This is a genomic window from Calothrix sp. CBUCES-K 9914 (assembly GCF_059640475.1).
Genome location: NZ_JBXXZH010000054.1, coordinates 18,593 through 44,178, shown reverse-complemented (window position 1 = coordinate 44,178; position 25,586 = coordinate 18,593). Strand labels below are relative to the sequence as shown.

Sequence of the window (25,586 nt, the reverse complement as noted above, 5' to 3'; positions counted from 1 at the left end):
CCAGGTGTATCAAGGAAGACAACTTGCTGCATTTGACCGTTGTGTTCAACATCAACGTGGTAGGCACCAATGTGCTGGGTAATACCACCAGCTTCACCAGCAGCAACCTTAGTTTTACGAATCGAATCGAGCAGAGTTGTTTTACCGTGGTCAACGTGACCCATAATCGTAACAACTGGTGGACGACGTTGGAGACTATCCAAGTCACCAGCCTCAATCATTTCGGTAACTTTACGAGCTTCGGCTTCCTTCTGTTGAGTCTCAACAGGTATTTCTAGCTCGGTAGCAATCAAAGTGATTGTTGGGATGTCAAGGTTTTGAGTAATGCTTACAGGTATACCTTTAATGAAAAGGATTTTGACGATTTCTGTATCCGCAACTGCCAAAGAATCAGCTAATTCTTGGACGGTCATTGGACCAGTTACAAATAGTATTTCTGGACGTTCGCGTTTGACTTCGGTGTCAGCACGACGGCGATTTTGGTCGCGAGAACTACTTGTACTTTTCTTGCCTCTAGTAGTAGTTACAGCAGCTGTTGCTGGGGCAGCTATAGGTTTGTTTGATTTTGGTTTTGGAGGACGAACAATCGCGTTGCTAACCTGAATGGCAGTTACTACATCTGAATCTTCATCATCAAGAAGGTCATCTTCGTCGAACTCGTCTTCGATGAGAGGTTTATTGCGCTTAACTTTAGCCGCTTTAGCTGCCTTAGCTTCTTTCGATTCTTCGATTTCTTCCTCAACCCATTTTTTACCACCTTTAGCAGGACGTGGTGGTGTTGGGCGCCGAAGTTCGATTCCATCGTCAATGACCACCGCAGCAGATTGATTATCATTGTTTTTTTCGGCTGCTGGGGGTCGCGTTGGAGCAACTAATCTAGGTGGAGTTGCTGTTGGCGCAGCTTCTGGAGCGTTGCGTGAACGGCTTGTTGGTCGAGCTACGTCACTGCCTGCACCAACTGCTGCGGCATTTTGCCGATTTCCTCTTTCTGGTTTTCCAGCACCACCGGGACGTGATGGTTTTGGCGTTCCGGCTTGCTGCTCGGTGTTTGGCGCCCCACCCTTACCAACTTTTGGCTTGCTAGGAGGTGCTTCGCTCCGGTCACGCTTTAATATCGGTTTTTCAGATGGCATCGTTACCGATGTACCCGCCAATGCGTCCTGTGCCTCTGGTCGGCTTGGAGGCGCCGACAACTGTGGCTTTTGGGGTTTATCCGGTTTTTGCCGTCCCCCAGTCGGTTTTTCAGGTTTCTCGGCTGCAATTTTCTCAGCGGGCTGATTGGAATTAGGTTTTTGATCCACATTCACTGCTGGTGCAGGTTGTGTGGTTTCAGATTGGTTACGGGCTACAGGTCGAATAGGTGCCGTCGGCTTCATGGGGGAGACTGCTGGAGCGATAGATCGAGGGTTTGAATTAGATTTAGCGTCGTTATGAGCAGATTGATTATTAGGGGTGCTGAACGCATCAACGGCGTTGATATTAGAGTTATTTAACAATTTAGGTTTGCGAATTTCTAAAATCTGTTGTTTGGTTGGTGTTGTCGGTCGGGTACCAGACACTTGTAAATTTTGTTTGTGACTGGCGCCATTATCCTTTTTGATATTTGAAGCAGGTGGCAACTTCTCGGCTTCTAACCGGATTAGCTCTGCCTCTGATTCTGTAATTGTACTACTATGACTCTTAACTGAGATATTGAGCTGGTCGCAAATTGCTAATAGCCCTTTGTTATCCAAATTCAATTCCTTTGATAATTCATAGATTCTTACTTTGCCGTTGTTCATCCACTCTTCCCCTATAACATTACAGTTTTTGCGGATGGTTGCCAGCGAGTTGAGTGCCAATTGCATCTCCATCCTTCGGTTACTGCTTTTAGGTTGCCGTCGAATTTCTAAGTGCCGGTGCCGCCTCCAAGTTTCAAGTATATATAGGAAAGAGAGATGTTTGTTTTAACGCTGGCACCATCACCGTAGAATCGGTACAATGCCTTGCGGCTTGTTTGTGCGACAAATGGGAGTGCCAATTTTATGTTTTTTGTTTTGTTACCAATTGAGGAAAGCTCGACACAATCAAATCAAACGAACGCGGGTTTTGAGTGAAGACGCGCTCTTTTAAGAAGCAAACTCAAATAGCTACATAATACCCACTCAATTACTATTGTGGCATTAACCCCGAAGCTACGCACGATTATTTTGCCTGTGCAATTGCATTTGAGGTGTTTCAAATGCCTATACGGGTATAATTTTTTGCGCTATGACGCAAAACTTCTAGATTTGTCGTGAGTTAGTTTACGCTAACCGTTGCCACAGCATCTGATACAGTTCTTCACAAACTGGTGCGTGCAAAGCTCGCCCTAACCGATTTTTTTTTTGAGCTACTCCTAAACAACTGCTCGATGGACAAAGATAGGCAGAACGCCCCATGCCCTCATCTAATTGTACCTGCCCAGAAGGAAACACGCGGACAATTCGCCAAAAGTCTTCCTTTAAGCCTATTTTGCGGCAGCTTAAGCAGCGCCTCAAATTTGGTTTCATTTTTTAAGTGCATTTTGTGAGATGTCTTTTTTTAAAAAAGATTGTGATATTTCTTTGACTCTACTTACTATACAGTGTGTCAAAGATTTTTATAATCGCATATCTTTTTCATAATCGGCATCAAGCTCTGATTCCAATTCCTCCTCGTAATCATTTTCCTCGTCGTATTCATATTCTTCCTCTTCGTCTTCAAGAGCTTCAAGTCGCGCTGCTTCAACTGCTGCTTTTGCACGAGCAGCTGCAAATTTTGTATCTTCTCCTTCTCGATCGTACTTCGCTTTATCCTTTATATCTATTTTCCAACCAGTTAGGCGAGCTGCTAACCGCACGTTTTGTCCTTCTTTACCTATTGCCAAACTTAATTGGTCTTCAGCCACTAGTACATGTGTTTGACGAGTTTCTGGATCCATTAATCGTACTTCATCTACCCGTGCGGGACTTAAAGCATTAGCAATATAAGTAGCAGGGTCAGGAGACCAGCGAATTACGTCAATTTTTTCGCCGCGCAACTCATTAACAACAACCTGAATTCTTGATCCCCGCGCGCCAATACAGGCACCAACAGGGTCTACATCACGGTCTAAGGTATCTACAGCAATTTTAGTTCTAGGTCCAACGTAACGAGAAGGAGGATTTGCTTCTCTAGCAACGGCGACTATCCGTACTACTTCGTCCTCGATTTCGGGGACTTCGTTGGCAAATAAATATACAACTAAACCAGCATCCGCGCGCGACACCATCAATTGAGGTCCACGCTGTTGTCCTTGAGATACTTTCTTTAAATAAACCTTAAATGTAGCATTAGCTCGATAATTATCATTGGGTAATTGTTCGCGCTTTGGCAATTCGGCTTCAACTTCTGGCTGCCCAAAGCCACTAGTAACAGCCATAATTACAGACTGCCGCTCAAACCGAAGTACGCGCGCGTTCATCACTGAGCTTTCCAAGTCCTGAAACTCTTCTTGCACCATTTGACGCTGTTGGTCGCGCAGCTTTTGCGCCAAGACTTGCTTCGTTTGCATCGCTGCCATGCGTCCAAACTCTTCTTTTTTATCTGGGGTAACATCAAGAACAACTTCCTGTCCTAACTCTGCTCCCTCACCACCCATATTCTTAACTTGTTCGAGTGAGATTTCATGGTCGGAGTTTACGACTTGCTCGACGATTGTTTTGGTAGCGACTACGCGGAATCCTTGGTCTTCGATATCAAGCTGAACGTCAAAATTATCAAAATAATCCTCATCGAATTGTTTGCGCTCTAAATTTTGAGCGCGTCGGTAACGTTCATATCCCTTGAGCAAAGCTTCTCGAATTGCCGCTTGTACAGCAGAACGAGGTAAATTGCGCTCTCGGCTAATACTTTCGATTAATTCTTTTAATCCTTGTAATTCAATCATCGACATAACATGAATCTCCTGAATATAGATTTGTAAAGCTAGTTGTTTATTAGTTAATGGTTGACAGTGCTTGATAGTTAATAGTCACTATTTGTAACCAAACGGTGTTGTTCACCTGTCTAGATAACACAGGGGAAGCAAGTTATAAATCGATATCGCAACGCACTGGCGTTGGAATCGACTGATAACAAAAAAACCAACAATCGACTTTAAAGGCGCGCGTCTGCGCTATACAGAGTCAGTTTCGATTTGTTGATATACAAACAAGGAGGCGCCTTGGAAAACGTTCCATCGAGTCTTCAGGGTGTCTTAGTTACTCCGACGCTCGTCGAGTTTAACTCTAGTAATTTGAGAGCGAGGAATATCAATCGTGCGTCCTTTTTGGTTCAAACATACTGTATTTTCGTCCCTACGGATCAATTGCCCCGCCCACTCTTGCTGTCCTGAGTAAGGTGGGGAAGTTGAGACAACTACAGGAAAACCTTTAAAAGAAATAAACTCCCGGTCAGTAGTTAGCTCTCTAGAAATCCCTGGACTAGAAATTTCCAAAACATAAGCATCTGGAATAATAGACAAAGCATCTAATGAGGCTTCTAAGGCACGACTCATTCGCTCACAATCATTTAAACCAGTATCCTGCTCTTTATTACGGATATCTACCCGTAAAACGGGAGGACGCTGATTTGTATGAAAAACAGCGCCAACAACTTCTAACCCCAGTTCTTCTGCCACTGGTGTCGCTATTTCTATAACTTGTGGGACTAACGGATGAGTCATGCAATAAATTCCAACAAAAAAAGTGGGCTTCTACCCACTTCCTGCGATAAGGATATCTTCCAAGAAGTCTTGTGACGAACCGTAAGGTGGTTCGCCTCTGTTTCGAGTTTAGCGCATTTCGACGAGACCGAGAAGCTATAAATTAACTTTCTTTATGTAATTTCTTCTCTTTTTGGCAGCACTATTGTACCTTGAACGGTTGCTTGACCTCTGATTTTTCGCGTTTGCTCGACTATTTGGTCAATATCTTCTTGGGACAAACGCTGAACATAATTAAGTTTGACTTCTTCTAAAAAGTCAGTTAGAAGACTTTGGACTTCTGTAACAACGTGTTGTTTCTGTATTTCCTCTGATAGAGTATCGGTAAATTGCTGTATTAGTTGACTTGATAGTTTAGCTGAAACTGGATCGGAGGCGGCGCTAACAATGGCACTATGTAGATTGGTTGCGATTGAATTCGCCAACTGTTCGCTAACTTGAGATTGAACCAATGAGACACCGGGTAGAGCCTGTAAGTTTTTGTACATCGGGGTTTGATTTAGGGCGCCGTCGATATTATGACGTAAGATAGCAGTAATTTCGGGCTGAATTTTGGGTAAAACCTGGTAAATTATCGTTTGTACAAGGATTTTAGTAATTGCCTCGATTTCATTTACACTATTAACTTCGATATAAGGGCGAATACTTTCTTTTTGTAGTAGCCACCTGGTTAAGTCACCACGTTTTACTGAACCCTGAATTTGATTAATTACCCGAACTACAATAATTTCTGTCAGTTCTTCCGCAAAGTTAGATACAATACCTCGGTGAATTTGCGTGCGGATAGATTGAAAATTGATTATCCTTGCTTTATCAAGACGTACAATTACAGGGATAACGCGCAAAGTTCGCCATACAGGTATTAAAAGTAGTAAGTTATACCAATGCCAAACAATTGCCTCAAGCCAGCTAAATTCTGGATGACGACGTTTAATAAAAAAGCTTCGTGTGAGCAACTCTAGCCCAAATAATAAAATAAAAGGCAGGTCAATCCAAATAAAGTTGTCAACATATTCCCCATTTTCACCGATTTGACGGAAGTAGTTCGTGGCAATGAGCGGTTTGATGCGACGATTAAAAAACTCTATTTCCTGGTTCCACCCCTTTTGCTGTAGGTTAGGTTGACTCCAAAACTTAGCGAATGCTTTTTTTGCGGACTTTTCTCCTGTATGGTCGCGCATTCGATTCTTGATTTTTTCAAGCGTCCCACTTTTATCTGCGACTGCAAACGGGTTTGTGTCAATTATTTCACTACTTAGGCGCCTCAGTTCATCCAATTGGGTTTCGACTTGTTGCGACTGTAACCCCGTTTGACTAACTTGTTCAGAGACTACATCAACAACTGCCAAATAAGCTTCTGTATCGCGATGGGGTTGTATACCTTTAACAGGGTCATACAAACGAGTCAAAGAGGGTAAGTTACGTAAGTAAAAATCCCGCCAAGGAATGTAACTTAAATCAAATATCACTAACCCTAAATTGATTGTGGCTGTAATCGCCATGAATCTCTCAAACAATAATTTCAACCCATTCAAAGGTTTGCGGCTAACCATATCTTTAATTTATTAATTAAGTTACTTGATAGTTTTTATACTTGACTTTATGAGTTTAAGGAAAACGCACGTTACCAATACAAAATACTTCTATTGGACGATGACGACTCAAGTTTGTATCAAATTATTTAGATAAAATTAACATCAGTAAAAATAATTGAAAATCATGAATAATCAATGAAAAAATAGTTATCAACGACAGATTCAGTCAAGAGGAGTTTTGACCATGTGGTGTGGGATAGGAAAATCTAGTTTTAGCATAGCAACAGCGTGTTTGGTTTCCGCAGCAGTTGTAATATCAGATACAGCGGATGCGGCACGACAACGCGATTATACTCCACAACAATTCCGTTCGGTATTGCGTGGCTTAGGTTATAAAGTCAAAGTTTCACCCGAACCATTAACAAGTGCAGATGCCAAAAAAGCGATTCAAGAATTTCAAACTGGGTATAGATTAAAACCAGCAGATGGAATAGTAGGGCCCAAGACACAAGACTTTGCCGCACAAATTGTGCAAATTTTACAAGCAAATCTTAACGTGGTAATGAAACCCAATCCTCCTTTACCCCGTAGTCAGTACTACAGTGCTAGAACGGAATCAGTGGTAAAAGCGTACCAAAAGAAAAATCAGCTAACTGAAACGGGGATAGCTGACTTAGCTTTGAGACAAAAGCTTGACCAAGAAGCGGGTAATATTTTAGAGCAAAAACCTTCTACGGCGCCTAGCAAACCAACTCCAACTCCAACAAAACCGACAACAAAACCGACAACAAAACCAAGGAGAACTACTACACCAAAACCAACCCCAACTCCAACTCCAACAGATACCGCAACACCCGAAGCTACACCAACAGAAACCCCAACTCCAGAAACAACTCCAACACCCGAAGCTACACCGACACCAACTTCAACAGCAACCCCAACTCCAACTCCCTCTCCCACTAGAACAAGAAGGTAGTGTTCTGCTGTGTCGTAGCACGGGCGTCTCGCCTGTGCAGTGACGCACGTTTTTTACCACAGAGACACAGAAACCACAGAGATAAGAGTTACTTTCTTCAAACTTCTCTTACTACTCCCTCTGTGTACTCTGTGTCTCTGTGGTAAAGATTATTAATATACTGCACAGGAATTATGTATACTGCACAGGCGGGACGCCTATGCTACGAATTTACATACGTTGTGTAGGTTCTTCCATTGGTCTACCTTTTGGAACAGGTAAACTTGGGCGCCTGTCATCAAAAGGCATAGGAATATATTGAACGCTAGGTCTACCACCTTGAGGTTGTGGGTATAAATCCATCAAACCGTAAATCGAACGTGGAAGACCAACAGTTACAGGTAGTCCCATTTCGGTAGCTTCTTCAACGGTTATTGGATAATCGTGAGTAACACGTCCAGTTGTTAAAGCATCAATAATATTTTCGATATTCTCTGGTAAAACCTTTTGCTTAGGCGTTGAATCTTTAAGCAGTGTCCGCACAAACCGCTGAACCTGCGCTATTGCTTTACGCGACAAGTCAGCCATAATCAACGTTTGGTCGTCTACTTCGCCAATTGGCTTATCTTCAACAACCTTAATAATACTAGCAGCAGGGTAATTACCTAATTGTGGGTCTACTGGTCCAAGTACAGCGTTAGCATCCATTACAATTTCGTCCGCAGCAAGCGCGAGCATCGTACCACCACTCATTGCGTAATGTGGTACAAAAACTGTTACTTTAGAGGGATGACGAATTAACGCACGGGCTATTTGTTCAGTTGCTAAAACCAAACCACCAGGAGTGTGTAGAACCAAGTCGATAGGTACATCATCTGGGGTTAAACGAATCGCACGTAAAATTTGTTCGGAATCCTCGATAGTAATGTAGCGAGATAAAGGAATTCCTAGCAAACTGATGGATTCTTGACGGTGAATTAATAAAATCACCCGGCTTTTGCGTTCCTGCTGGAACCCTTGTAACGAACTTAAGCGACGATACTCGATTTGGCGCCGTTGCCAGATAGGTTGCAGCGAGGATAGCAAAAGAAAAATCCAGAATATATCACCGATACCGAAGCCCATAATTAGTTAATCTTGGTTCAAGAATAGTAGTTGCCGCCATATATTCTCACAATTTTCGGCTAATAAAATTTCTACCTAAAGAACTAACTTGATCGTTCATTATTTCGCCAAATTTTAATCGTATCGTCATCACCAGCACTCACAAGAGTACGTCCATTTGGGCTAAAAGCTACCGACCGAATGTAATTATTATGACCAACTAGAGTGCAAATCTCCGTGTTAGTATTTACATGCCAAAGTTTAATCGTCTTGTCCCAACTACCACTAGCAAGGATTTGCGTTTCTCGACTCAATACAATTGATGAGACTGTGTGAGTATGACCTGTAAAGGTTTTTAGCATTCTGCCAGTTATTGCGTGCCAAAATTTAATCGTTTTATCGCTACTGCCACTAATAATAGTTTCACTGTTAAAGTCAAAAGCAAGGCAGTTTACATTACAAGAATGTCCAACTAGCGCGCGTATTTCACGACCTGTGCTAACTTGCCACAGTCTAATTGTACAGTCGGCGCCAGCACTAGCAAGCAATTGTCCGTCGGGACTAAACGCAACGGACAAAACAGTATCAGTATGACCAAACAAAGTACTAACTACATCACCAGTACTAACAAGGGTCAGTTTAACGCTACAATCAGAACTCGCACTAGCTAATAACTTTCCATTTGGACTAAAAGCAAGCGCATTTACCCAGTTAGTATGAGTGTATAAAGTACGAATATATTTACCAGTATTTAAAAACCAAAGCTTGATAATATTGTCCCAACCACCGCTAGCAAGTATTTGCCCATCTGGACTAATGGCAATTGTTAGCACTGAATCAGTATGTCCAGACCAGCGTCCAAAATTTCGTATATTTCTACCTGTATCTAATTTCCATAACTTTACACGATTATCACTGCTGCCACTAGCGATTAATTGCCCCGAAGGACTAATTGCTATCGCGTGAACCATACCCGCATGTCCGTTAATAGTACGGACGCATTGCCATGTAAATTGGGGTATAATTGCAGGCTGGGGTAATTTTGATGATTGAATAGCAGTATCAGTAAAAATTACTGGGGGTTTTGGGGTTACTGGTGGGGATGTTGGTGGCCATGTGATTTCTGATACATAAATCTTACTACCTATATTCTTTTCAGCATTTGGACTAGATAAAAGCGATAACCATTCTTGTACAGATTGAGGACGATGTTGGGGTTGCATCTCCATTGCCTGCATAATAGCCCAGTCAACACTGCTGCTGATATTTGGATTAAAATGCCGTGGTGGTAAAAGAGGGGTACTGCGGTTGCGTTGTGAAGCGCAGGTTGGGACGACACCAGTAAGTAATGTATATAGTGTTGCAGCTAAACCATATACATCAATATATTCACCGCGCGGCGCCAGTTGTTGGTATTGTTCAGGAGGTGCAAACCCTGGAGTGCGGTAAACAGTGTGACGTTGTACAGCACCAGGTATAAACTCTCTAGAAATACCAAAATCGATCAACACTGCTTCGTGTTTACCCATACGAATGATAATGTTGCGGGGTTTGATATCTCGGTGGAGTAAACCTTTGTGATGAATAATCTTCAGTGCATCTCCAATTTGCCGAATATACAGTACCGCTTCAGCTTCAGATAAAATACCTTGCTCCCTTAACCTTCTACCTAAATCATCACCTTCGATATACTCCATAACAATACATGGCAAATCGTAGTCATCAAAGATATTTTCGATTTGAACAATGTGAGGATGACGACAGACTGCGAGTCTAACTCCTTCCGAGCGAAAATCTTGGCGTAACTTATCGCCGTATGATTTCCATGTACGATTATTAAGAATTTCTTTTTTGAGGGTTTTGATAACCCGTAATTCATCACTTTGGTTTCTCGCTAAGTAAGTTATACCTATTCCCCCTTCACCAAGTTTTGCCTCGATTACATAGCGTCCACCAAATAACGATTGTCCACGATTCCAAACCATTTTCTCGCTAAAAATAATTATATTATTGAGTATTCACACCCAATCGCGGGTGAGGCTATACGAGCGAAGCCTGACGGGAGCAGGCTAAAAAAGCTCATTTTTCGTATTATTGATAAATTTGAATGTTTATTAAAAACAAAAAAATCAATATTAATACGTTTCTGTATTCTGGTGAGTTATCCTTCTGACTTTGTGTACGAGTGCGGTTCATTCTCTACTTAAATACTTCTTGATTTTTATAACTGTTATTAACATACATAAAATAAACTTATATGCCCAAAACCTTGTGTTAAAAGCAATTTTAAAGAGTTACTTTTTATTAAAATGTTTGTCAATAGCATCAATATAAAGTTTCAGTTGATATATTTAATCAAAGAATTAATTAGTTAATTAGTAAGTGGGGCTATGCCGCATCTTACATAATATCTTTGCTTAGTAATTGTGTTGATTAAGGGTTAACTGCACGCAAACAAGAAATTAATATGTTGAAGAATTTGTATTTGAAGCAAAAATTTACAGTACTTCTGATTGTAATATTAGTATTCGGTATAGGTATAAGTGGATTTACATTATCTTCTCTATTGCGACAAAACGCTAGAAACGATATTGCTTCTACTGGTTTAATGCTGATGGAAGCAATGACTTCGGTTCGTAAATACACTAGTACTCAAGTTAATCCAGAACTTGTAGACAAATTAGAAACTAAATTTTTACCGCAATCTGTACCTGGTTACTCCGCGCGGGAAGTATTTGAGATACTACGGGGGAAACAGGATTATCGAGACTTTTTTTACAAAGAAGCAACGCTAAATCCTACGAATTTACGGGATAAAGCAGACAGCTTTGAGTCTAGTTTAATCGACCGTTTCAAGAGTGAAAAAAGTCTCAAACAGCTAAGTGGTTTTCGTTCGATATCAGGCAGAGACATATATTATATAGCGCGTCCCTTATCAGTTTCTGAACCTAGCTGTTTACAGTGTCACTCGACCCCAGATATTGCTCCCAAAAGCATGATTGAGCGTTACGGTAGCGCAAACGGTTTTAACTGGCAATTGAATGAAATTATCGGCGCCCAAGTAATTTCGGCGCCAGCAAGTAAAGTGATAAATAAAGCAAACAAATCATCGTTTGTAATTATTGGACTAGTATCAGGAGTTTTTATCGCGGTAATTTTACTTGTCAACATGTTCTTAAACAATCAAGTAATTCGTCCGCTGAAGCGCATAACTCGTGTAGCTGAAGAAGTCAGTACAGGTCATATGGACGTAGAATTTGAACAATACTCAAACGATGAAATTGGTAACTTAGCCAAAGCATTTAAACGAATGCAGTTTAGCTTAGAAATGGCAATGCGAAGACTCAAAAAATCACCCAGAAACACTAGGAGTTAAAAGTGCTGAGTGCTGAGTGCTGAGTAAAGATTGAAGTAACTTAGTTTCTAAGAGATGTAGAGTTTAAGAGTTAGTACTTATAACTCAGCACTCAGCACTCATCACTCAGCACTCATCACTCAGCACTCATCACTCAGCACTCATCACTCAGCACTCATCACTCATCACTCAGCACTCAGCACTCAGCACTCAGCACTCATCACTCAGCACTCATCCAATTAACTGACGTGAAAATTCGATAGCATCGCGCGAGTCTGTAATTTCTCTAGATAAAACTTGTATAAAATGGTAGTGAGAAATATCTGGATTTTCTGCTAGCACTTCTTCAACAATTAAGTTAGCCATTGGACCAATATAATAAGCTAAAGACTGTTCACAGCGCTCGATAAATTCTATCTCTAATGATGGTAATCGATGTGCTTGGTTCGAATTACGTTTGTTTGAAGTATTAGAAGTATTATTTGATGTGTTACTGGAGTTACCATAAGGATTATCAAAAGTATTATTTGATACATCATTAGATATGTTATTAAAAGTATTGTGCGATGGAATATTAATAAAAGTATTTTCTTCCTGGCTTTGAGTGAATTGTAGTTCTTGCCAAGGTACATTGGGTGATTGTGAACGCAACTGGGCAGGAATATCGGAAGAAGGCACCTCTATTTTGGGCAGTAACGAATAAGGTAGATTAATCTCGTTTTTTTGCGCTTCGGTGGATAGTACTTCTTTTGCCTCTAATTTTTCGAGGTGTTGAAGAACTTCTACTGCTGACTGATGGCGGTCTTTGGGAATATCTATAAGCATTTGATCTAGAATTTGGGCAAAACTATCACCGACATCAGTATATAGTCGCCATTTCCACTCTAATGAATATTGATCCATCAAAAACGATGGGTCACGACCCGTTAGTAAAACAACTGCTGTTACACCTAAAGCATATAAATCACTACTAGGAGAACACATCCCGATGCTTATTTGCTCGCGCGGTGCATATCCGACTTTTCCAACCAAGGACATTTTGCCGACAAAACTTACCTGCTCGCCGTTATTTGCTTCGTTAAGGTCAGCAACTTGTTTCCCAACCCCAAAATCGATTAATACAGGCAAATCCTTACCTGAAGGCAACATAATATTATCAGGAGAAATATCGCGATGAATAATATTATGTTCGTGAACATACTCAAGAACAGGTAATAATTTATTCAGCCATTCGATAACTTCCTTCTCAGTAAAAACTTTCTCCTGCTGTTGCCGTTCGCGCAGCAAAGCAGAATAAGTCTTACCGTCAACATATTCCTGCACCAAAAATAATCTGCCTTCACACTCAAAACACGCCAAAAAACGAGGGATTTGTGGATGTTCGAGTTGGTGCAATATCTTGGCTTCACGTTTAAATAAATTACGGCATTTTTCTATACCGCTTTCACCCGTACCAATTGGTGCAAACTCTTTGAGGACACAAGCTTCATTAAAGCGACGTGTATCAAAAGCCAAGTAAGTTCTTCCCAGTCCTCCTTGTCCAAGTAGCTTTTGAATTATGTAACGGTTATCTATTAGTGTTCCAGCAGGAATTTCTGAACCTGCCAAAGGTACCCCAGACATAAAATTATACTCCTAACTATGGAGATGCGATTGGTGTTGTGGGTTGTACTAATACAACGGGGGTTTGGTTAACTTTTTCCTCGAATGGTTTAACTTTTTGGACTAGTTTAATAAATTGCTCGTAATTAGGGATTTTAGCAGCAGGCGCATACCCAGCATCAGCGATAATACCGGGAGGCGCCTCACGCATTGATTTTTGAATGACAGCAAGAAGATTAGGGTCAATATTTGGTGCTGCTAATACAACTCCTGCTGGTATCCAACGACTTGTATGTAAAATTCGGAACTTAGTTTGTGGAAATTCGCGTTTCCCTGTTTCAAAATCGCTTTCTGACATTGCGATAGCTTCAACAGTTCCATCGCTCAACCAGGTTAATGCCACTTTTGGAGTTGGCGCCGACTTAATTTGTGCTAAGGTCATTCCATACAAATCGTATAGCGGCACATAAAAACCAGCAGCAGAACCAGTTTTGCCTAAAGCAATAACTTTATTTGCCAAGTCGCCAATTTTTTGATAAGGTCTATCATCGCGAACCAAGATTAACGAACGCTGTGTGCTGCTTACACCCTCCATCGAAAAAATAGGTTTATATTGCGATGACACAATGGCAATTGCTGCTAGTCCAGGTGGTGCAAAAACAATTTCCCAGTTTTTACGTTCTACTTGTGCTACTGCTTGCAATTCATTATAGGCAGGTTCCAGTTCAACAATTTTCCTAGTTTTGGTCGCGATATAGTCCTTAAATTGTTCGTATTTAGAAAGTAAGTTGGCGCCTTCACCGTAGCTAACAACACCAATACTGAGCTTATCGATATTCGAGTCGTCATCCGGCACGTTCTTAGTTTCGCATCCTATCGCAAACAGTCCAATAATTAGAACTTGCAGCAGCAGAACGCGCGATAAACTCATAAATTTCATTACAGAGAGTGAGTTATAGCGTGATGATTAATTATTTATCTGAATGACAGTTGAAATGAAATACTAATTAAATAAATATACTTTGCAATATTTTGTTAAAAAAGTGTTATAAATTACTAATATAATATGTTTTTAATTGTCATTTTTAATTATTTGAATTGTTAATCAGTAACAATTAGAGACCGGATTAATACGGTCTCTACAGATGTTAATTTAGGATCTAATTATATTTCTGGCTCAATCCCCATTGCTCGCAATTGGTTTGCTAATCTTTCAGCACGCTGGCTTTCTTGTTCGGTACGCTGACGTTCAAGTTCAACCTGTTCGGTGCCCCAAAGCAGAAGATTTCCTTCTTCATCCCACCAGCGCAACCAGTAGCCAGTTCGGTTTTCTTTGGTTCCTTGCCATACTCCAAGGAAAAGGTTCATTTGAGAAACCCAATAACGATTATTTTGGTCAGCGTCTTGTATGGTGTACTTTCCAGAAGTATTTAGAACGTAAAACTCAATACCACCTGTATCAGGCTGAAATATCACATAGTTACTCACCTTTAAAATGGTCTCGTAAAAATACCATTTGCCTGGTGGGTAAGTTGGTTTTACAGAATACTCATTGCCTTCGGTATCAGAAACAAATTCTATAACAATTACAGGCATATCACCTTGTAAAGTCGGTGTATAACTGCGCTCTACTTCGCTTCTATGTACGATAATATTAGGTATATATGCCCAATCAGGTGCCTTAACTATAACTCGACCATTTACTTTGACGCATATACCATAATTAGTAGGAGTTAAAGCATTTGCTGGCAGTTTACCATTCATTTCCAAAATTTCTGACAATGCTGCTGCAAGTGGGGGTTGGTTGATGTTATCCACTGGTTCGTCAGGTAACACGTAATCATCTGGTAGTTTTTCCCACGTCACTTGTAGTTGGGCAACAGGAGATTTTATCATGACTTTTTTCCAATTGAGTACAAATTGTTAAGGAAAAACTCTGTAGATATATTTACAGTAAGTTGCCTTCTAATAAACCAAAGCTTGTGTCTGTTTTTAAACTGTACTACTAATTGTACAAAACTTAAATTTATATCACTGCACAGGCATCCTTGCCTGTGCTACAAAACTTAAAAATCAGTACTTTCGACTTCATCGTCATCATCGGGGGCAAAATCTTCAACGCTGAGTGATTGTTGAGGTATTGCGGCAATGATGGCATCGATTACTTTTGCTACTGGTATAATTTCGATATCTAAATCGGGGAATTTTTGACCTTTTGGTACAATCGCGCGTTTGAATCCAAGTTTTGCAGCTTCTTTGAGTCGCATTTCCATTTGCGAGACAGGACGGACTTGACCTCCTAAACCAACTTCACCAATTAGCACTGTACTCGAATCTACTATTCTGTCTCGGAAACTCGCGACTAAAGCTATTGCCACTCCTAAGTCAACAGCAGGTTCTTCAACGTTTAAACCACCTACTGAAGCAACATAAGAATCTAATTTTGACATTGGAATTCCAACTCGTTTTTCCAACACCGCAAGAATTTGCACTAGACGGTTATAGTCAATACCTGTTGTTGAACGACGTGGAGATGAGTAACTCGTAGGACTTACCAACGCTTGTAGTTCTACTACGATGGGACGTGTTCCTTCACAAGCTACAACTATTGCACTTCCAGGCGCCGGGTCATCACGGTTTCCCAAAAATAATTCCGATGGGTTGGGTACTTCTCTGAGTCCGTTAGCGACCATTTCAAAAATACCAATCTCGTGAGTGGCGCCAAAACGGTTTTTAACGGTACGAAGCAAACGGTGTGAAGCAAACCTGTCACCCTCAAAATACAATACTGTATCAACAAGGTGTTCTAATACCCTAGGACCTGCAATAGCACCTTCTTTCGTTACGTGCCCAACTATCAACATCGTGATATCTTCGTGTTTTGCGACTTTCATTAGCGCAGCAGTGCATTCCCGTACCTGTGCTACTGAACCTGGCGCCGAAGCTAGACTTGGAAAGAATACTGTTTGAATACTGTCTATCACCGCTAAATCCGGTTTTAGTGAATCTATTTCGCGTAGTATTTCTTCTAAATCGGTTTCTGGCAATATATATAAGTCGGCATCGATTGACTTGGGCGTTTCTATTAGCGTTTCTATTGGCGTTTCTATTGGCGTTCCGACTACAGTTATTTCTTGTAACTTGCTAGCTCCATTCCCATTCTCACTGTTACTCTCATTGTCGTCAGGCACTTCAAGACCATTTATTTTTGAAACTCCCAAGCGTGACGCGCGCAGTTTGACTTGCTGTCCAGATTCTTCTCCAGAGACGTACAAAATGCGGTAACGCTGCGCTAACTCATTAGATACCTGTAAAAGCAACGTTGATTTACCAATACCTGGGTCTCCACCAATGAGAACCATCGAACCAGGTACTACACCTCCACCAAGAACACGGTCGAGTTCTCCATATCCTGAAGGTAAACGTAAAACTTGACGGTCGCTTATTTGGTCGAACTTGAGGGACGCGCGTGCTTTTGGAGGTTTATTAGGTGCTTTACTAGTACCAGATTGATTGTGCCAGCTACCCACACCTCGACTCGGTGAAGCATCACTTGCCGACTGGTTTGAAACCTGCTCTTCGAGGGAGTTGTAAGTTCCACAAGCTGGACACCGACCGAACCATTGCGGTGATTCACAACCACATTCATTGCAAACGTAAACTGTACGAGTCTTTGGCATTTTAATTTAGTTAAATTTTCTTAATTTTTCCTTAAGTTTCGAGCGCAAAGTAAAAGCTAGGAATTACAAGGCTTGTAGGTTTTATTAACGAATAATAAGAATGATATCTTAATAATATGGTAGTAAAAATTAATGATGAAAAATTTAGTTAAGGAGCGTTGAGAAACTTGGAAAGTCATAAAGAGAAAATCCTAGTGGTTGACGATGAGGCTAGTATTCGTCGAATATTGGAAACGCGCCTTTCGATGATTGGCTACGATGTAGTCACCGCTGGGGATGGTGAAGAAGCTTTAGAAACGTTTCGTAAAGCAGAACCTGACTTGGTAGTTTTGGACGTAATGATGCCAAAGCTAGATGGCTATGGAGTTTGCCAGGAATTACGCAAGGAATCAGATGTACCTATCATTATGTTAACAGCCCTTGGAGATGTGGCTGACCGTATTACAGGGCTGGAATTAGGTGCTGATGACTACGTAGTTAAGCCTTTTTCACCGAAAGAACTCGAAGCTCGAATTCGCTCTGTACTTCGTAGAGTCGATAAAACAGGAGCTTCAGGAATTCCAAGTTCAGGCGTGATTCATGTCAGCACAATAAAAATTGATACTAACAAGCGTCAAGTTTATAAAGGTGATGAACGCATTCGCTTGACAGGAATGGAGTTTAGCTTACTCGAATTACTCGTGAGTCGTTCTGGGGAAGCGTTTTCTCGGTCGGAAATTTTGCAGGAAGTTTGGGGGTATACACCCGAACGTCACGTTGATACGCGCGTAGTAGACGTACATATTTCTCGACTCCGGGCAAAACTCGAAGACGACCCCAGCAACCCAGAATTGATATTAACAGCACGAGGTACCGGCTACCTTTTTCAACGTATCACCGAGCCAGGTGAAGAGTAGGCTGCGTGATACTATGTAGCGTCACGCACCTGACTTCATAAATCTTCTCCCAACAATAATAGTTAAGAATTATGAAGGCTTGATTAGATAACAGTAAATTGAGATTCATAATTCTTAACTTTTAGCTTTATGAGTCACAAACGCGCCTTCCTTATAACTCTTTGTAAAGACCGAATTAATTCGGTCTCTACTGTCTCTGTGGTAAAAATCTGTACCACCAAAATTAATGTAGGTGTTTATGGCAAAAGAAGACCAAAATCGTGTGATTAGGCGCCTACCATTAGTTGTAGGTGGGTTAGGCGCCATATTATTGTTCATAAATAGAGTATTTACACCAGAACTAACTAACTCCCAATCGCGCGCTGATGTTTTGGGAGTAATACTGAGTGCGCTATTAATACTGACAGGGATGTTGTGGCAGCAGGTACAACCACGTACTCCTGATGCTGTTGAGCTAATAGGGGAAGAAGGGTTTGAGCTAGACCCACTATTACCTGAGCAAGTTAAAAATGAATTAGCCTGGGCTACGCGGTTATTGCTACTCAACACAATAACGCGCTCGATTGTAATCGTATATAAAGGTAAAGTTTTATTGCGGCGAGGAATTCTGAGTCCAAAATCAGAAGTCAAACCAGGAGCAATACTAGACCGGGTACTTGAAAAACAAAAGCCAGTTTACCTAGTAGATGTCAAAGCTTACCCAGGAAAAATAGAGTTTGATTACTTACCTGAAAACACGCAAGGAATAATTTGTCAACCAATTACTAAAGATGGTGCGATGATATTAGGCGCCAGCGCACCCCGTAGTTACACAAAGCTTGATGAAAACTGGATAGCTGGAATTGCCGATAAATTAGCTGTTAGTCTGGAAGAGTGCTGAGTGCTGAGTGCTGAGTGCTGAGTGCTGAGTGCTGAGTTATGAGTGCTGAGTGCTGAGTGCTGAGTGCTGAGTGCTGAGTGCTGAGTGCTGAGTTTAACTCCTAACTTCTAACTCCTAATTCCTAACTTTTTATGCAAATTATTTATTGGTCGCTGATAGCTGTAATGATAATTGGTGTGGTCGGCGCCGTTGTTCCTGCCTTACCTGGAAGCAGTTTGATTTTGATTGCTATTATCATTTGGGGTGTGGTGCAAAAGTCTTTTACTGCAATTAGTACTCCACTTATTGTTACAGGTATAGTTTTACTATTGAGTATTGGCGTTGATTTCTTGGCAGGTTATATAGGTGCCAAGAAAGCAGGTGCTAGTCAATGGGGACAAATTGGCGCCTTTGTTGGTTTGATAGTTGGTTTTTTGGGTTTATTACCTGCGCTTCCTTTCGGTGGTCCATTGTTAGGTATGTTACTTGGACCATTGTTAGGAGCAATTATTGGCGAGTATTTATATTGTAAAAATATTCAAACTGCGGTTAAAGCTGGTATTGGTATTGTTGTTGGTACTGTGGTTGGAAATTTGATTCAAGGATTACTCGCTATCGCCGCAGTTGCCGTATTTATTTACTCCACCTACCCCCAAGTTTTTAGTTAACCCGTAGCACAGGCATCTCGCCTGTGCAGTTATTTAGTACTAACCAATACTTACTTTTTTGCGTTGACAGGCGCCAAACATACCAGCAACAGCCAATGCACCTAAGCTAATAACTGTGCTGGGTTCAGGAACACTTGCACGCATTGCAACACCATCACCAGTGTTAGGAAAATTGCTGTTAGGACCAGGGTTGCCAAGTTGAATTTCAAACGAGTTAACATTGTAGATTGTGATTTTTTGTCTGTTACCATCGGCACCAGCAGCAGCGATAATTTGGGGGTTAAGTTCTACATCGTTAACTTTCAAAATTCTGGTTTTATCTGCGTCTTCGACATCGAATAAATCAAAAGTCACAGAAGCAACAGTTTTATCAAGAAAATTAAATAAGAATCTACCAACTTCTAATTGACCATTTTCAACAGCATTACCAGTAAGTGGCATTGCGACAGCACGGAACCAGTTTTCACCAGGAGTGGGGTTTGTACCTGCATCTGTTGTGCCAAATGTAATACCAAGTCCGTAAGTATTCGGAGTATCGCGGTTGTCAACGAACAAGCGGCTTAGACCTAAGTTAGAATCGTAATCTAAGCTGGTGACTTCAAAAGTAAAAGGTGATTGAACTGCATTAGTAGTATCAATACATTTAGTCGGATCAATACAGCCAAGGTTAGTAGTTTTAATTTCACCCTCAGTACTAGGAACTAAAGAAACGGCTTTTGCAGCAGGAGCAAAAGTAATAACACCTAAACCGAAAGTAACGGCTGCAAGAATTTTGGCGGATAACATAGCTTTTTGCACGGTTTGATTTTAAAATAATTTACGTATTTATTTCAGGTTGCACACTAGATTTTGCTCTGCGTGTTTTCCCCGTTTGATATTTGTATGTTATTTCCGCCTAAGTGCAATCGTCATCCCTTTTCTACAAGGTTTACTTCAACTTAATACTGGTAATAATTTTCGGAAAATTACTTAATAGCTATGTAGTATTTAATGCTGGTAAATTGAAAAAGTAAGCAAAAAAAGTCCGAGGCTTAATGCTTTCACTAATAAAAAATAAAACTTTGTATTATCTTTGTAAAATTTTCTAATAATAAACAGCATCGTCAATCCATTTTCAGCAAAAAAATTAAGCAATGCCAATAATTAGGGTGGGCAAGGATGCCCACCCCACAATTGCAGGTTAATTTAATTTTTGGAAATTCCTAATTAATTCATGACTATATATCTACTAGGCAGTTCTTTTGGCTTCAGCGGCAACAGCTTCTACTTCGTCGTTGCTTAAAGACTGCAATATCGAGTTTGCTTGTTCTCCACCTAGAAGACGTAAAGCAAGGACTACTCGATGACGAATTTGCCAGTCAGGATTTTCTGCAAGTGGTGCTATTAAAGAAACAGCTTCGAGGTTCCCTAACTCACCTAGAGCGCTAATGGCGGAAATTTTAACTAATTCATTACTTGAGTCGAGTGCTTCTTTTAGCAACTCAAACCCCCGTGGTTCCCCTAATGCTCCTAATGTGGCAATTACGCTAAGTTGTACAATCCATTCGCTTGTGCTGTGATATAGCTGATTCAATTCATCGTATGCTGTTACTAACTTTAAGGCGCCTACACAGTCAGCAGCAGCAGCTTGAACGTCGGGTTCTGGGTCTTGCAACATGCGACGCAATATTGACAGCGATAAATCTAAATCTTGTCCACCCAAAGTATCCATCTGACTCACTGCTGAATACCGAACGCGCGTATTCGAGTCATTCATTGCAGATTGTATCAACTCAAAACCAATTTTTGGCTCCAAGTCTCTAATTAAGTTCACCGCGCGTAGACGGTCACCTAAATTTTCTGAACTAAGCATCTGCTTAACTTCGTCAGGTGTAACGCTCATTAAAAATCTCTCTCTTTTAAAACTTCTTTGAATAGGTGAGGGTAAATATACTAGTAAATTAACTACTAGCCATCGCGCGGATGATGTCACCTCGTGTGAGAATACCAATCACTTGACCCTCGCTGTCAAGTATCGGCAGACGGTGAATATTTTTGTCGTGCATAAGTTTGGCAGCATCACGCAGCGACTTATCTGGAGATATAGTAATAGGGTCTTTGCTCATTACCTCTCCAACCGTTTGCCCAAGCGCTTTATGCAAATCGCGTTCGTATGTGGCAGGATTTTGTAAATAAATCACACTATCGAGAAACATAATATAGGCAGGTGGTGTTACACCTGTTTCCTGCCACATCAAATCTGTCTCCGAAATAATGCCTACGAGTTTGCCACTATCGTCTACAACGGGTAGTCCGCTGATTCGACGCTCTGCTAAAATCTTTATTGCTTCGGTTAAGGTAGTTTCACGTCGAACAACAACTGGGTTGTGGCTCATCACATCGGCAACGGTTTTAGACATGCAATCAATATTCCTATGCGTTCTTGCATTACTGAGTAAAGACAAGACCCTGTATATAGTCTTCACATAAATTGTAGAAAAATTTTCACCCGCTTAAGATGTGGAAACCCGGTTTCTGAATTATCGTAACTATTCGTAACTATTTGTAATTATTTGAAACGAAAAAGTGCATAAATATATAGACAAGTATAAACTTGTATAAAAAGCCTTAAAAATTTGTTTTTATTGCTAACCCTGTTAAACCTATATATATAAATTAAAAATGCAAACAAGAGCGCGATTCAAACCCCAAACTCTAACTCTACCTACTTTTACTTGTATTGGCGAAGAACGTTTACACCGCAAGCAGCGTCTCGCCGCAACCCTCCGACTCTTTTCTAAATATGGTTTTGATGAAGGTGTTGGTGGACATATTAGCGCACGTGACCCAGAACACTTGGATCATTTCTGGGTAAATCCGTTGGGGATGCATTTTAGAGAGATTAAAGCTAGTGACCTTATTCGTGTTAACCACATGGGCGAAGTAGTCGAAGGCTATAACCCGGTTAACAAAGCTGCATATATTATACATTCCCAAATTCACGCCGCACGTCCTGATGTAATAGCTGTTGTTCATACTCATTCCATTTATGGCAAAAGCTGGTCGTCAAGTGGGCGCCCACTCGACCCACTCAGCCAAGACGCTTGTGCTTTTTACCAGCACCATACTGTCCATGAATATAATGACGAAGTTTTAGGCGTTGAAGAAGGTAGACGTGTCGCTCTAACTCTAGCTGACAACAAAGCTTTGATTATCAAAAATCGTGGTTTACTAACAGTTGGTCACTCAGTTGATGAAGCTGCATGGTGGTTCATATCAATGGAGCGTAACAGTCAAGCGCAATTACTCGCTGAAGCTGCTGGTAAACCCAACTTTATCAACCACGACTCAGCTACTTTAGCACGTCATCAAGTCGGTTCACATTATACGGGTTGGTTTAGTTTCCAACCCCTATACGATATGATTGTCCGACAACAACCCGAATTATTAAATTAATATTTATACATCACTATATATCAATCTAACTTTTAACAGTAGGCGCCTTTATTGCATCAACCATAATTTGGTGAATATGCGACTGGTCTATAGCACCTTTAATTCCAGGTATCGAAACTGTTTGTGCGGCACCTCCGGGTGGGTGGTCTGTAAATGTAACATTTTTGCCAATATATTTATCAAAGCTGACAACATCACCTTGATAGTAGACAGGCACTAAGTGATTACTATGATTACCCCAGCCATATTTAATACTGTTATCACTACCCCAAAAATGCGCGGCTTCAGTTGGTATATGTTTGTTATAAGTTAAATCCTCGGCGCCGACTTGAGTTATTAATTCGGGAAAGTTTGGATTGAGCGTTAAATAATGGTCATGGTCAGCAGTGACGATTAGCAAATTCTTTTTCCAACCACCGTTATTATTAATCCAACTCACGACGGCGCCAACAGCTTTATCAAAGTCTTTAACCGTACCAATTAGATTGTCCATATTATCATCGTGACAAGCCCAGTCGATATCCCCACCTTCAACCATCAGCCAAAACCCATCAGGGTCTTTACCCAAAACAGTTAAGGCTGCCTGAGTTAAATCAGATAAAGTAGGGTTTTCGTTGGTTTCTCTTTTGATAAAATCGGCATCGGTTTCACCTGGTAATAAAGGGCGTATTTTGTCAGGTTGAGGAATTTGTTTATTTTTACTCGCGGTAGAATATACCGAAGCACTATCAAATCCAGTACTGCTGTAATCACCGTTCGCCGTGCTAAAAGGTAAATTACCGCTTTGTCCACGGGCGCCATATAATCCCAAAAGCTTTTCGTGTTTATTGGGGTCAAGAGATTTAGCAGTTTCCAATAAAGTTTTAGCAGCGTTGGGTCCTCGTTCTACAAAGGTGTAACCATAGGAGTTATTCTTGGGATTAGCTTTGAACTCCTTATAAGTTGACTCCATCATATATATATAGTTATTAAATCCTCCTAAAGCTGTTTTGTTATCCAAGTCAAGCGGATGACCACCACCTAATAGCACAGTCGGCTTGAAGATTCTTAGCGTTTGTTGGAGAATATTATCTAGGTCAGCATTAGGAGCATCATACTTGCTGCGTCGATTTACAAAAGAAGCAGCGGCGCCAGGTGTTGCGTGGCTAATGGGGACTGAAGTAACTAAACCTGTAGATTTACCTTTGAGTGCAGCAAGTTCAAGAATAGTAGTTTGGCGCCTTTCATAAATATCTACACCCATCGCGTTGTTATAAGTTTTAACGCCTGTGTAAAGAGTTGTAGCAGTACCCGCCGAATCAGGATAATTTATTTTGATATACTCTTTGTCGTTACCGGGTGTCCAAGGATTTACACCACCGCGCGCTGGGTCATAGCCAACCAAATTACCACCGTTGGTAATGCTGGGGTTTTTACTGTCAGTGTTATTGAATGCTGGTTTGAAAACAAAGCCAGACGTGACGGGACTTTTGCCAGTTTCAAAATTTGATTCATCAAGGGCTGAGTTATTAGGGGAAAACGAACCATCTTTGCCCTGTATGAGCGTACCGTAAGTAGTCGCCCAAGTATAACCCTTAAGCTTTTGAAAATTTAAACCTTGTCCTTTACCGGATGTATACATAGGAGCGCCGTTTCCAACTGCACCAGCGCGCGCCATTTGCCATCCCATACCATCGCCAATCATTAATATTACATTGATACCGTTACCGCGCGTTTGCTTGGAAAGAAAAGGCACACAGCCAAACGCGACAAATGTTATCAAGACAGCAGATGCCATCAAAGCCATCCATTTCCTATGTTTCCGACGTATTGCAATCATTTGAGTCACCATGAAATTGTCGAATCCTATTTTCCCATTGTTCAAGAAAATTATTAACTAAAGGTTAAATAGATGATCCGATAGGCGCCTGCCATAATAAAACTACAAGCCAAAAAGATAACAGAATTAATATAAACCAACGGTGCCGAATTCCAAACCAACGTATTTTTGTAGAAGTGATTTGCTGTTGTATAAATTTAAGCATTTGGTGATATCAATTTTACAGTCAACTACAACAGCAAAATATACTTTTACTGAAACATCCGTTAGAAGTAGGGTGCGTTACGCTACCAATAACTGCGCTTCTTTGTAAAATGTTAGTGGCGTAACGCACCATACAAATATTGTTATAATTTAGGCATCGTTCCTCAATCACAAATTTTACATTTAAAGGCTAATTGAATATGAATACCCTTGAGGCTTCTAAAACATTGGAGGATAAGATATTAGAAAAAATTACGCTTGCTGATGATGAAGTCTTTATACGTAAGGATTTTAAGGACATTGGTGACTATAACAGCGTTAGAAAATATTATTGTTACAAATAAACTATCAATTTATCTGAGATTCAACCGCTTGAGCGTTTACAAAGAGCGTCTTCATGCTTAAAAAATAACCCTATTTATGAACAAGAGTATCAAAGCTTTGTCATTGCTATGTCTTATGCAGGTGAGGATGAAAAGTTATCATTTAAAAAAGCTGTATCAAGGCTTGATAATATAATAAATAGCTTAAATAACATTGTTTAACTTGTAGGTTGGGTTCCTCGCAATGCGCGTAACCCAACACTCAAGGGAATATAAGCATATTAGCTTCACTCATTAACTATTCTCCAAAATGAATCAGTACACACATTGATGTCAAAGCCATCACATAAAGAACGTTCATTACGAGAAGCATTAAATACTTCAACAAAAATTCATGGAAAAAATAT

General features: G+C 40.7%; 21 protein-coding genes. 6 read left to right on the top strand and 15 right to left on the bottom strand.

The genetic code is table 11. From position 1 onward, the window contains the following. The 5 genes from AC2JBO_RS14900 to AC2JBO_RS14880 all read right to left on the bottom strand — a co-directional run. The coding region (locus tag AC2JBO_RS14900; RefSeq protein ID WP_496954432.1) for a translation initiation factor IF-2 N-terminal domain-containing protein at window positions 1-1,781 on the bottom strand (1,781 nt) is incomplete at its 3' end. A 504-nt stretch (window positions 1,782-2,285) separates the two neighbouring features. After that, window positions 2,286-2,531 (bottom strand): YlxR family protein, encoded by a 246-nt coding sequence (locus tag AC2JBO_RS14895; protein WP_496954429.1) that lies wholly within the window; start codon window positions 2,529-2,531, stop codon window positions 2,286-2,288. A gap of 89 nt (window positions 2,532-2,620) precedes the next feature. After that, the gene (nusA, locus tag AC2JBO_RS14890) at window positions 2,621-3,928 is read right to left on the bottom strand and encodes a transcription termination factor NusA (RefSeq protein WP_496954431.1); all 1,308 of its coding nucleotides are present in this window, start codon (window positions 3,926-3,928) and stop codon (window positions 2,621-2,623) included. Window positions 3,929-4,237: 309 nt separating this feature from the next. After that, window positions 4,238-4,705 carry a ribosome maturation factor RimP gene (gene rimP, locus AC2JBO_RS14885; RefSeq protein WP_496954428.1) on the bottom strand — a complete coding sequence of 156 codons (468 nt, stop codon included), beginning with the start codon at window positions 4,703-4,705 and terminating at the stop codon, window positions 4,238-4,240. A 152-nt stretch (window positions 4,706-4,857) separates the two neighbouring features. Beyond that, complete coding sequence (locus AC2JBO_RS14880) at window positions 4,858-6,297, bottom strand: hypothetical protein (RefSeq protein WP_496954427.1); 1,440 nt, start codon at window positions 6,295-6,297, stop codon at window positions 4,858-4,860. 226 nt (window positions 6,298-6,523) lie between these two features. On the opposite strand from AC2JBO_RS14880, the gene AC2JBO_RS14875 reads away from it, so the two are divergent. Beyond that, complete coding sequence (locus tag AC2JBO_RS14875; protein ID WP_496954426.1) at window positions 6,524-7,255, top strand: peptidoglycan-binding domain-containing protein; 732 nt, start codon at window positions 6,524-6,526, stop codon at window positions 7,253-7,255. A gap of 210 nt (window positions 7,256-7,465) precedes the next feature. Here the strand turns inward: AC2JBO_RS14875 and AC2JBO_RS14870 are convergent, their stop codons facing one another. Together AC2JBO_RS14870 and AC2JBO_RS14865 are read right to left on the bottom strand one after the other, a co-directional pair. Then, window positions 7,466-8,359, bottom strand: a complete 894-nt coding sequence (locus AC2JBO_RS14870) for an SDH family Clp fold serine proteinase (RefSeq protein WP_496954425.1) — start codon at window positions 8,357-8,359, stop codon at window positions 7,466-7,468. 83 nt (window positions 8,360-8,442) lie between these two features. Next, complete coding sequence (locus AC2JBO_RS14865; RefSeq protein WP_496954424.1) at window positions 8,443-10,323, bottom strand: protein kinase domain-containing protein; 1,881 nt, start codon at window positions 10,321-10,323, stop codon at window positions 8,443-8,445. A 482-nt stretch (window positions 10,324-10,805) separates the two neighbouring features. Here AC2JBO_RS14865 and AC2JBO_RS14860 point away from each other — a divergent pair, with 482 nt between their 5' ends. Beyond that, window positions 10,806-11,714: a c-type heme family protein gene (locus AC2JBO_RS14860; protein WP_496954423.1), complete on the top strand. Its 909-nt coding sequence runs from the start codon at window positions 10,806-10,808 to the stop codon at window positions 11,712-11,714. 210 nt (window positions 11,715-11,924) lie between these two features. On the opposite strand, the gene AC2JBO_RS14855 is transcribed toward AC2JBO_RS14860, so the two are convergent. From AC2JBO_RS14855 to radA, 4 genes are all read right to left on the bottom strand, one after another. Then, window positions 11,925-13,316: a protein kinase domain-containing protein gene (locus AC2JBO_RS14855; protein WP_496954422.1), complete on the bottom strand. Its 1,392-nt coding sequence runs from the start codon at window positions 13,314-13,316 to the stop codon at window positions 11,925-11,927. Window positions 13,317-13,332: 16 nt separating this feature from the next. Next, the gene (locus AC2JBO_RS14850; protein WP_496954421.1) at window positions 13,333-14,235 is read right to left on the bottom strand and encodes a phosphate/phosphite/phosphonate ABC transporter substrate-binding protein; all 903 of its coding nucleotides are present in this window, start codon (window positions 14,233-14,235) and stop codon (window positions 13,333-13,335) included. Between the two features lie 224 nt (window positions 14,236-14,459). Beyond that, complete coding sequence (locus AC2JBO_RS14845; protein WP_496954420.1) at window positions 14,460-15,191, bottom strand: Uma2 family endonuclease; 732 nt, start codon at window positions 15,189-15,191, stop codon at window positions 14,460-14,462. 170 nt (window positions 15,192-15,361) lie between these two features. Continuing rightward, on the bottom strand, window positions 15,362-16,975 hold the full coding sequence (gene radA, locus AC2JBO_RS14840) for a DNA repair protein RadA (RefSeq protein ID WP_496954419.1): 1,614 nt from the start codon (window positions 16,973-16,975) through the stop codon (window positions 15,362-15,364). Window positions 16,976-17,142: 167 nt separating this feature from the next. Here radA and rpaB point away from each other — a divergent pair, with 167 nt between their 5' ends. From rpaB to AC2JBO_RS14825, 3 genes are all read left to right on the top strand, one after another. After that, window positions 17,143-17,871 carry a response regulator transcription factor RpaB gene (gene rpaB, locus AC2JBO_RS14835; protein WP_496954418.1) on the top strand — a complete coding sequence of 243 codons (729 nt, stop codon included), beginning with the start codon at window positions 17,143-17,145 and terminating at the stop codon, window positions 17,869-17,871. Window positions 17,872-18,109: 238 nt separating this feature from the next. After that, window positions 18,110-18,751 carry a cofactor assembly of complex C subunit B gene (locus AC2JBO_RS14830; RefSeq protein WP_496954417.1) on the top strand — a complete coding sequence of 214 codons (642 nt, stop codon included), beginning with the start codon at window positions 18,110-18,112 and terminating at the stop codon, window positions 18,749-18,751. Between the two features lie 131 nt (window positions 18,752-18,882). After that, a complete protein-coding gene (locus tag AC2JBO_RS14825; RefSeq protein ID WP_496954416.1) occupies window positions 18,883-19,398 on the top strand; it encodes a DUF456 domain-containing protein in 516 nt (171 codons plus the stop codon). A gap of 39 nt (window positions 19,399-19,437) precedes the next feature. On the opposite strand, the gene AC2JBO_RS14820 is transcribed toward AC2JBO_RS14825, so the two are convergent. From AC2JBO_RS14820 to AC2JBO_RS14810, 3 genes are all read right to left on the bottom strand, one after another. Next, window positions 19,438-20,184 carry an LEVG family PEP-CTERM protein gene (locus AC2JBO_RS14820; RefSeq protein WP_496954415.1) on the bottom strand — a complete coding sequence of 249 codons (747 nt, stop codon included), beginning with the start codon at window positions 20,182-20,184 and terminating at the stop codon, window positions 19,438-19,440. Between the two features lie 442 nt (window positions 20,185-20,626). Then, on the bottom strand, window positions 20,627-21,280 hold the full coding sequence (gene nblB / locus AC2JBO_RS14815) for a phycobilisome degradation protein NblB (RefSeq protein WP_496954414.1): 654 nt from the start codon (window positions 21,278-21,280) through the stop codon (window positions 20,627-20,629). Between the two features lie 58 nt (window positions 21,281-21,338). Continuing rightward, a complete protein-coding gene (locus tag AC2JBO_RS14810; RefSeq protein ID WP_496954413.1) occupies window positions 21,339-21,797 on the bottom strand; it encodes a CBS domain-containing protein in 459 nt (152 codons plus the stop codon). 262 nt (window positions 21,798-22,059) lie between these two features. Here AC2JBO_RS14810 and AC2JBO_RS14805 point away from each other — a divergent pair, with 262 nt between their 5' ends. Further along, window positions 22,060-22,833, top strand: a complete 774-nt coding sequence (locus AC2JBO_RS14805) for a class II aldolase/adducin family protein (protein ID WP_496954412.1) — start codon at window positions 22,060-22,062, stop codon at window positions 22,831-22,833. 25 nt (window positions 22,834-22,858) lie between these two features. Here AC2JBO_RS14805 and AC2JBO_RS14800 read toward each other — a convergent pair whose 3' ends face one another. Beyond that, complete coding sequence (locus tag AC2JBO_RS14800; protein ID WP_496954411.1) at window positions 22,859-24,652, bottom strand: alkaline phosphatase; 1,794 nt, start codon at window positions 24,650-24,652, stop codon at window positions 22,859-22,861. Window positions 24,653-25,586: the final 934 nt, after the last annotated feature.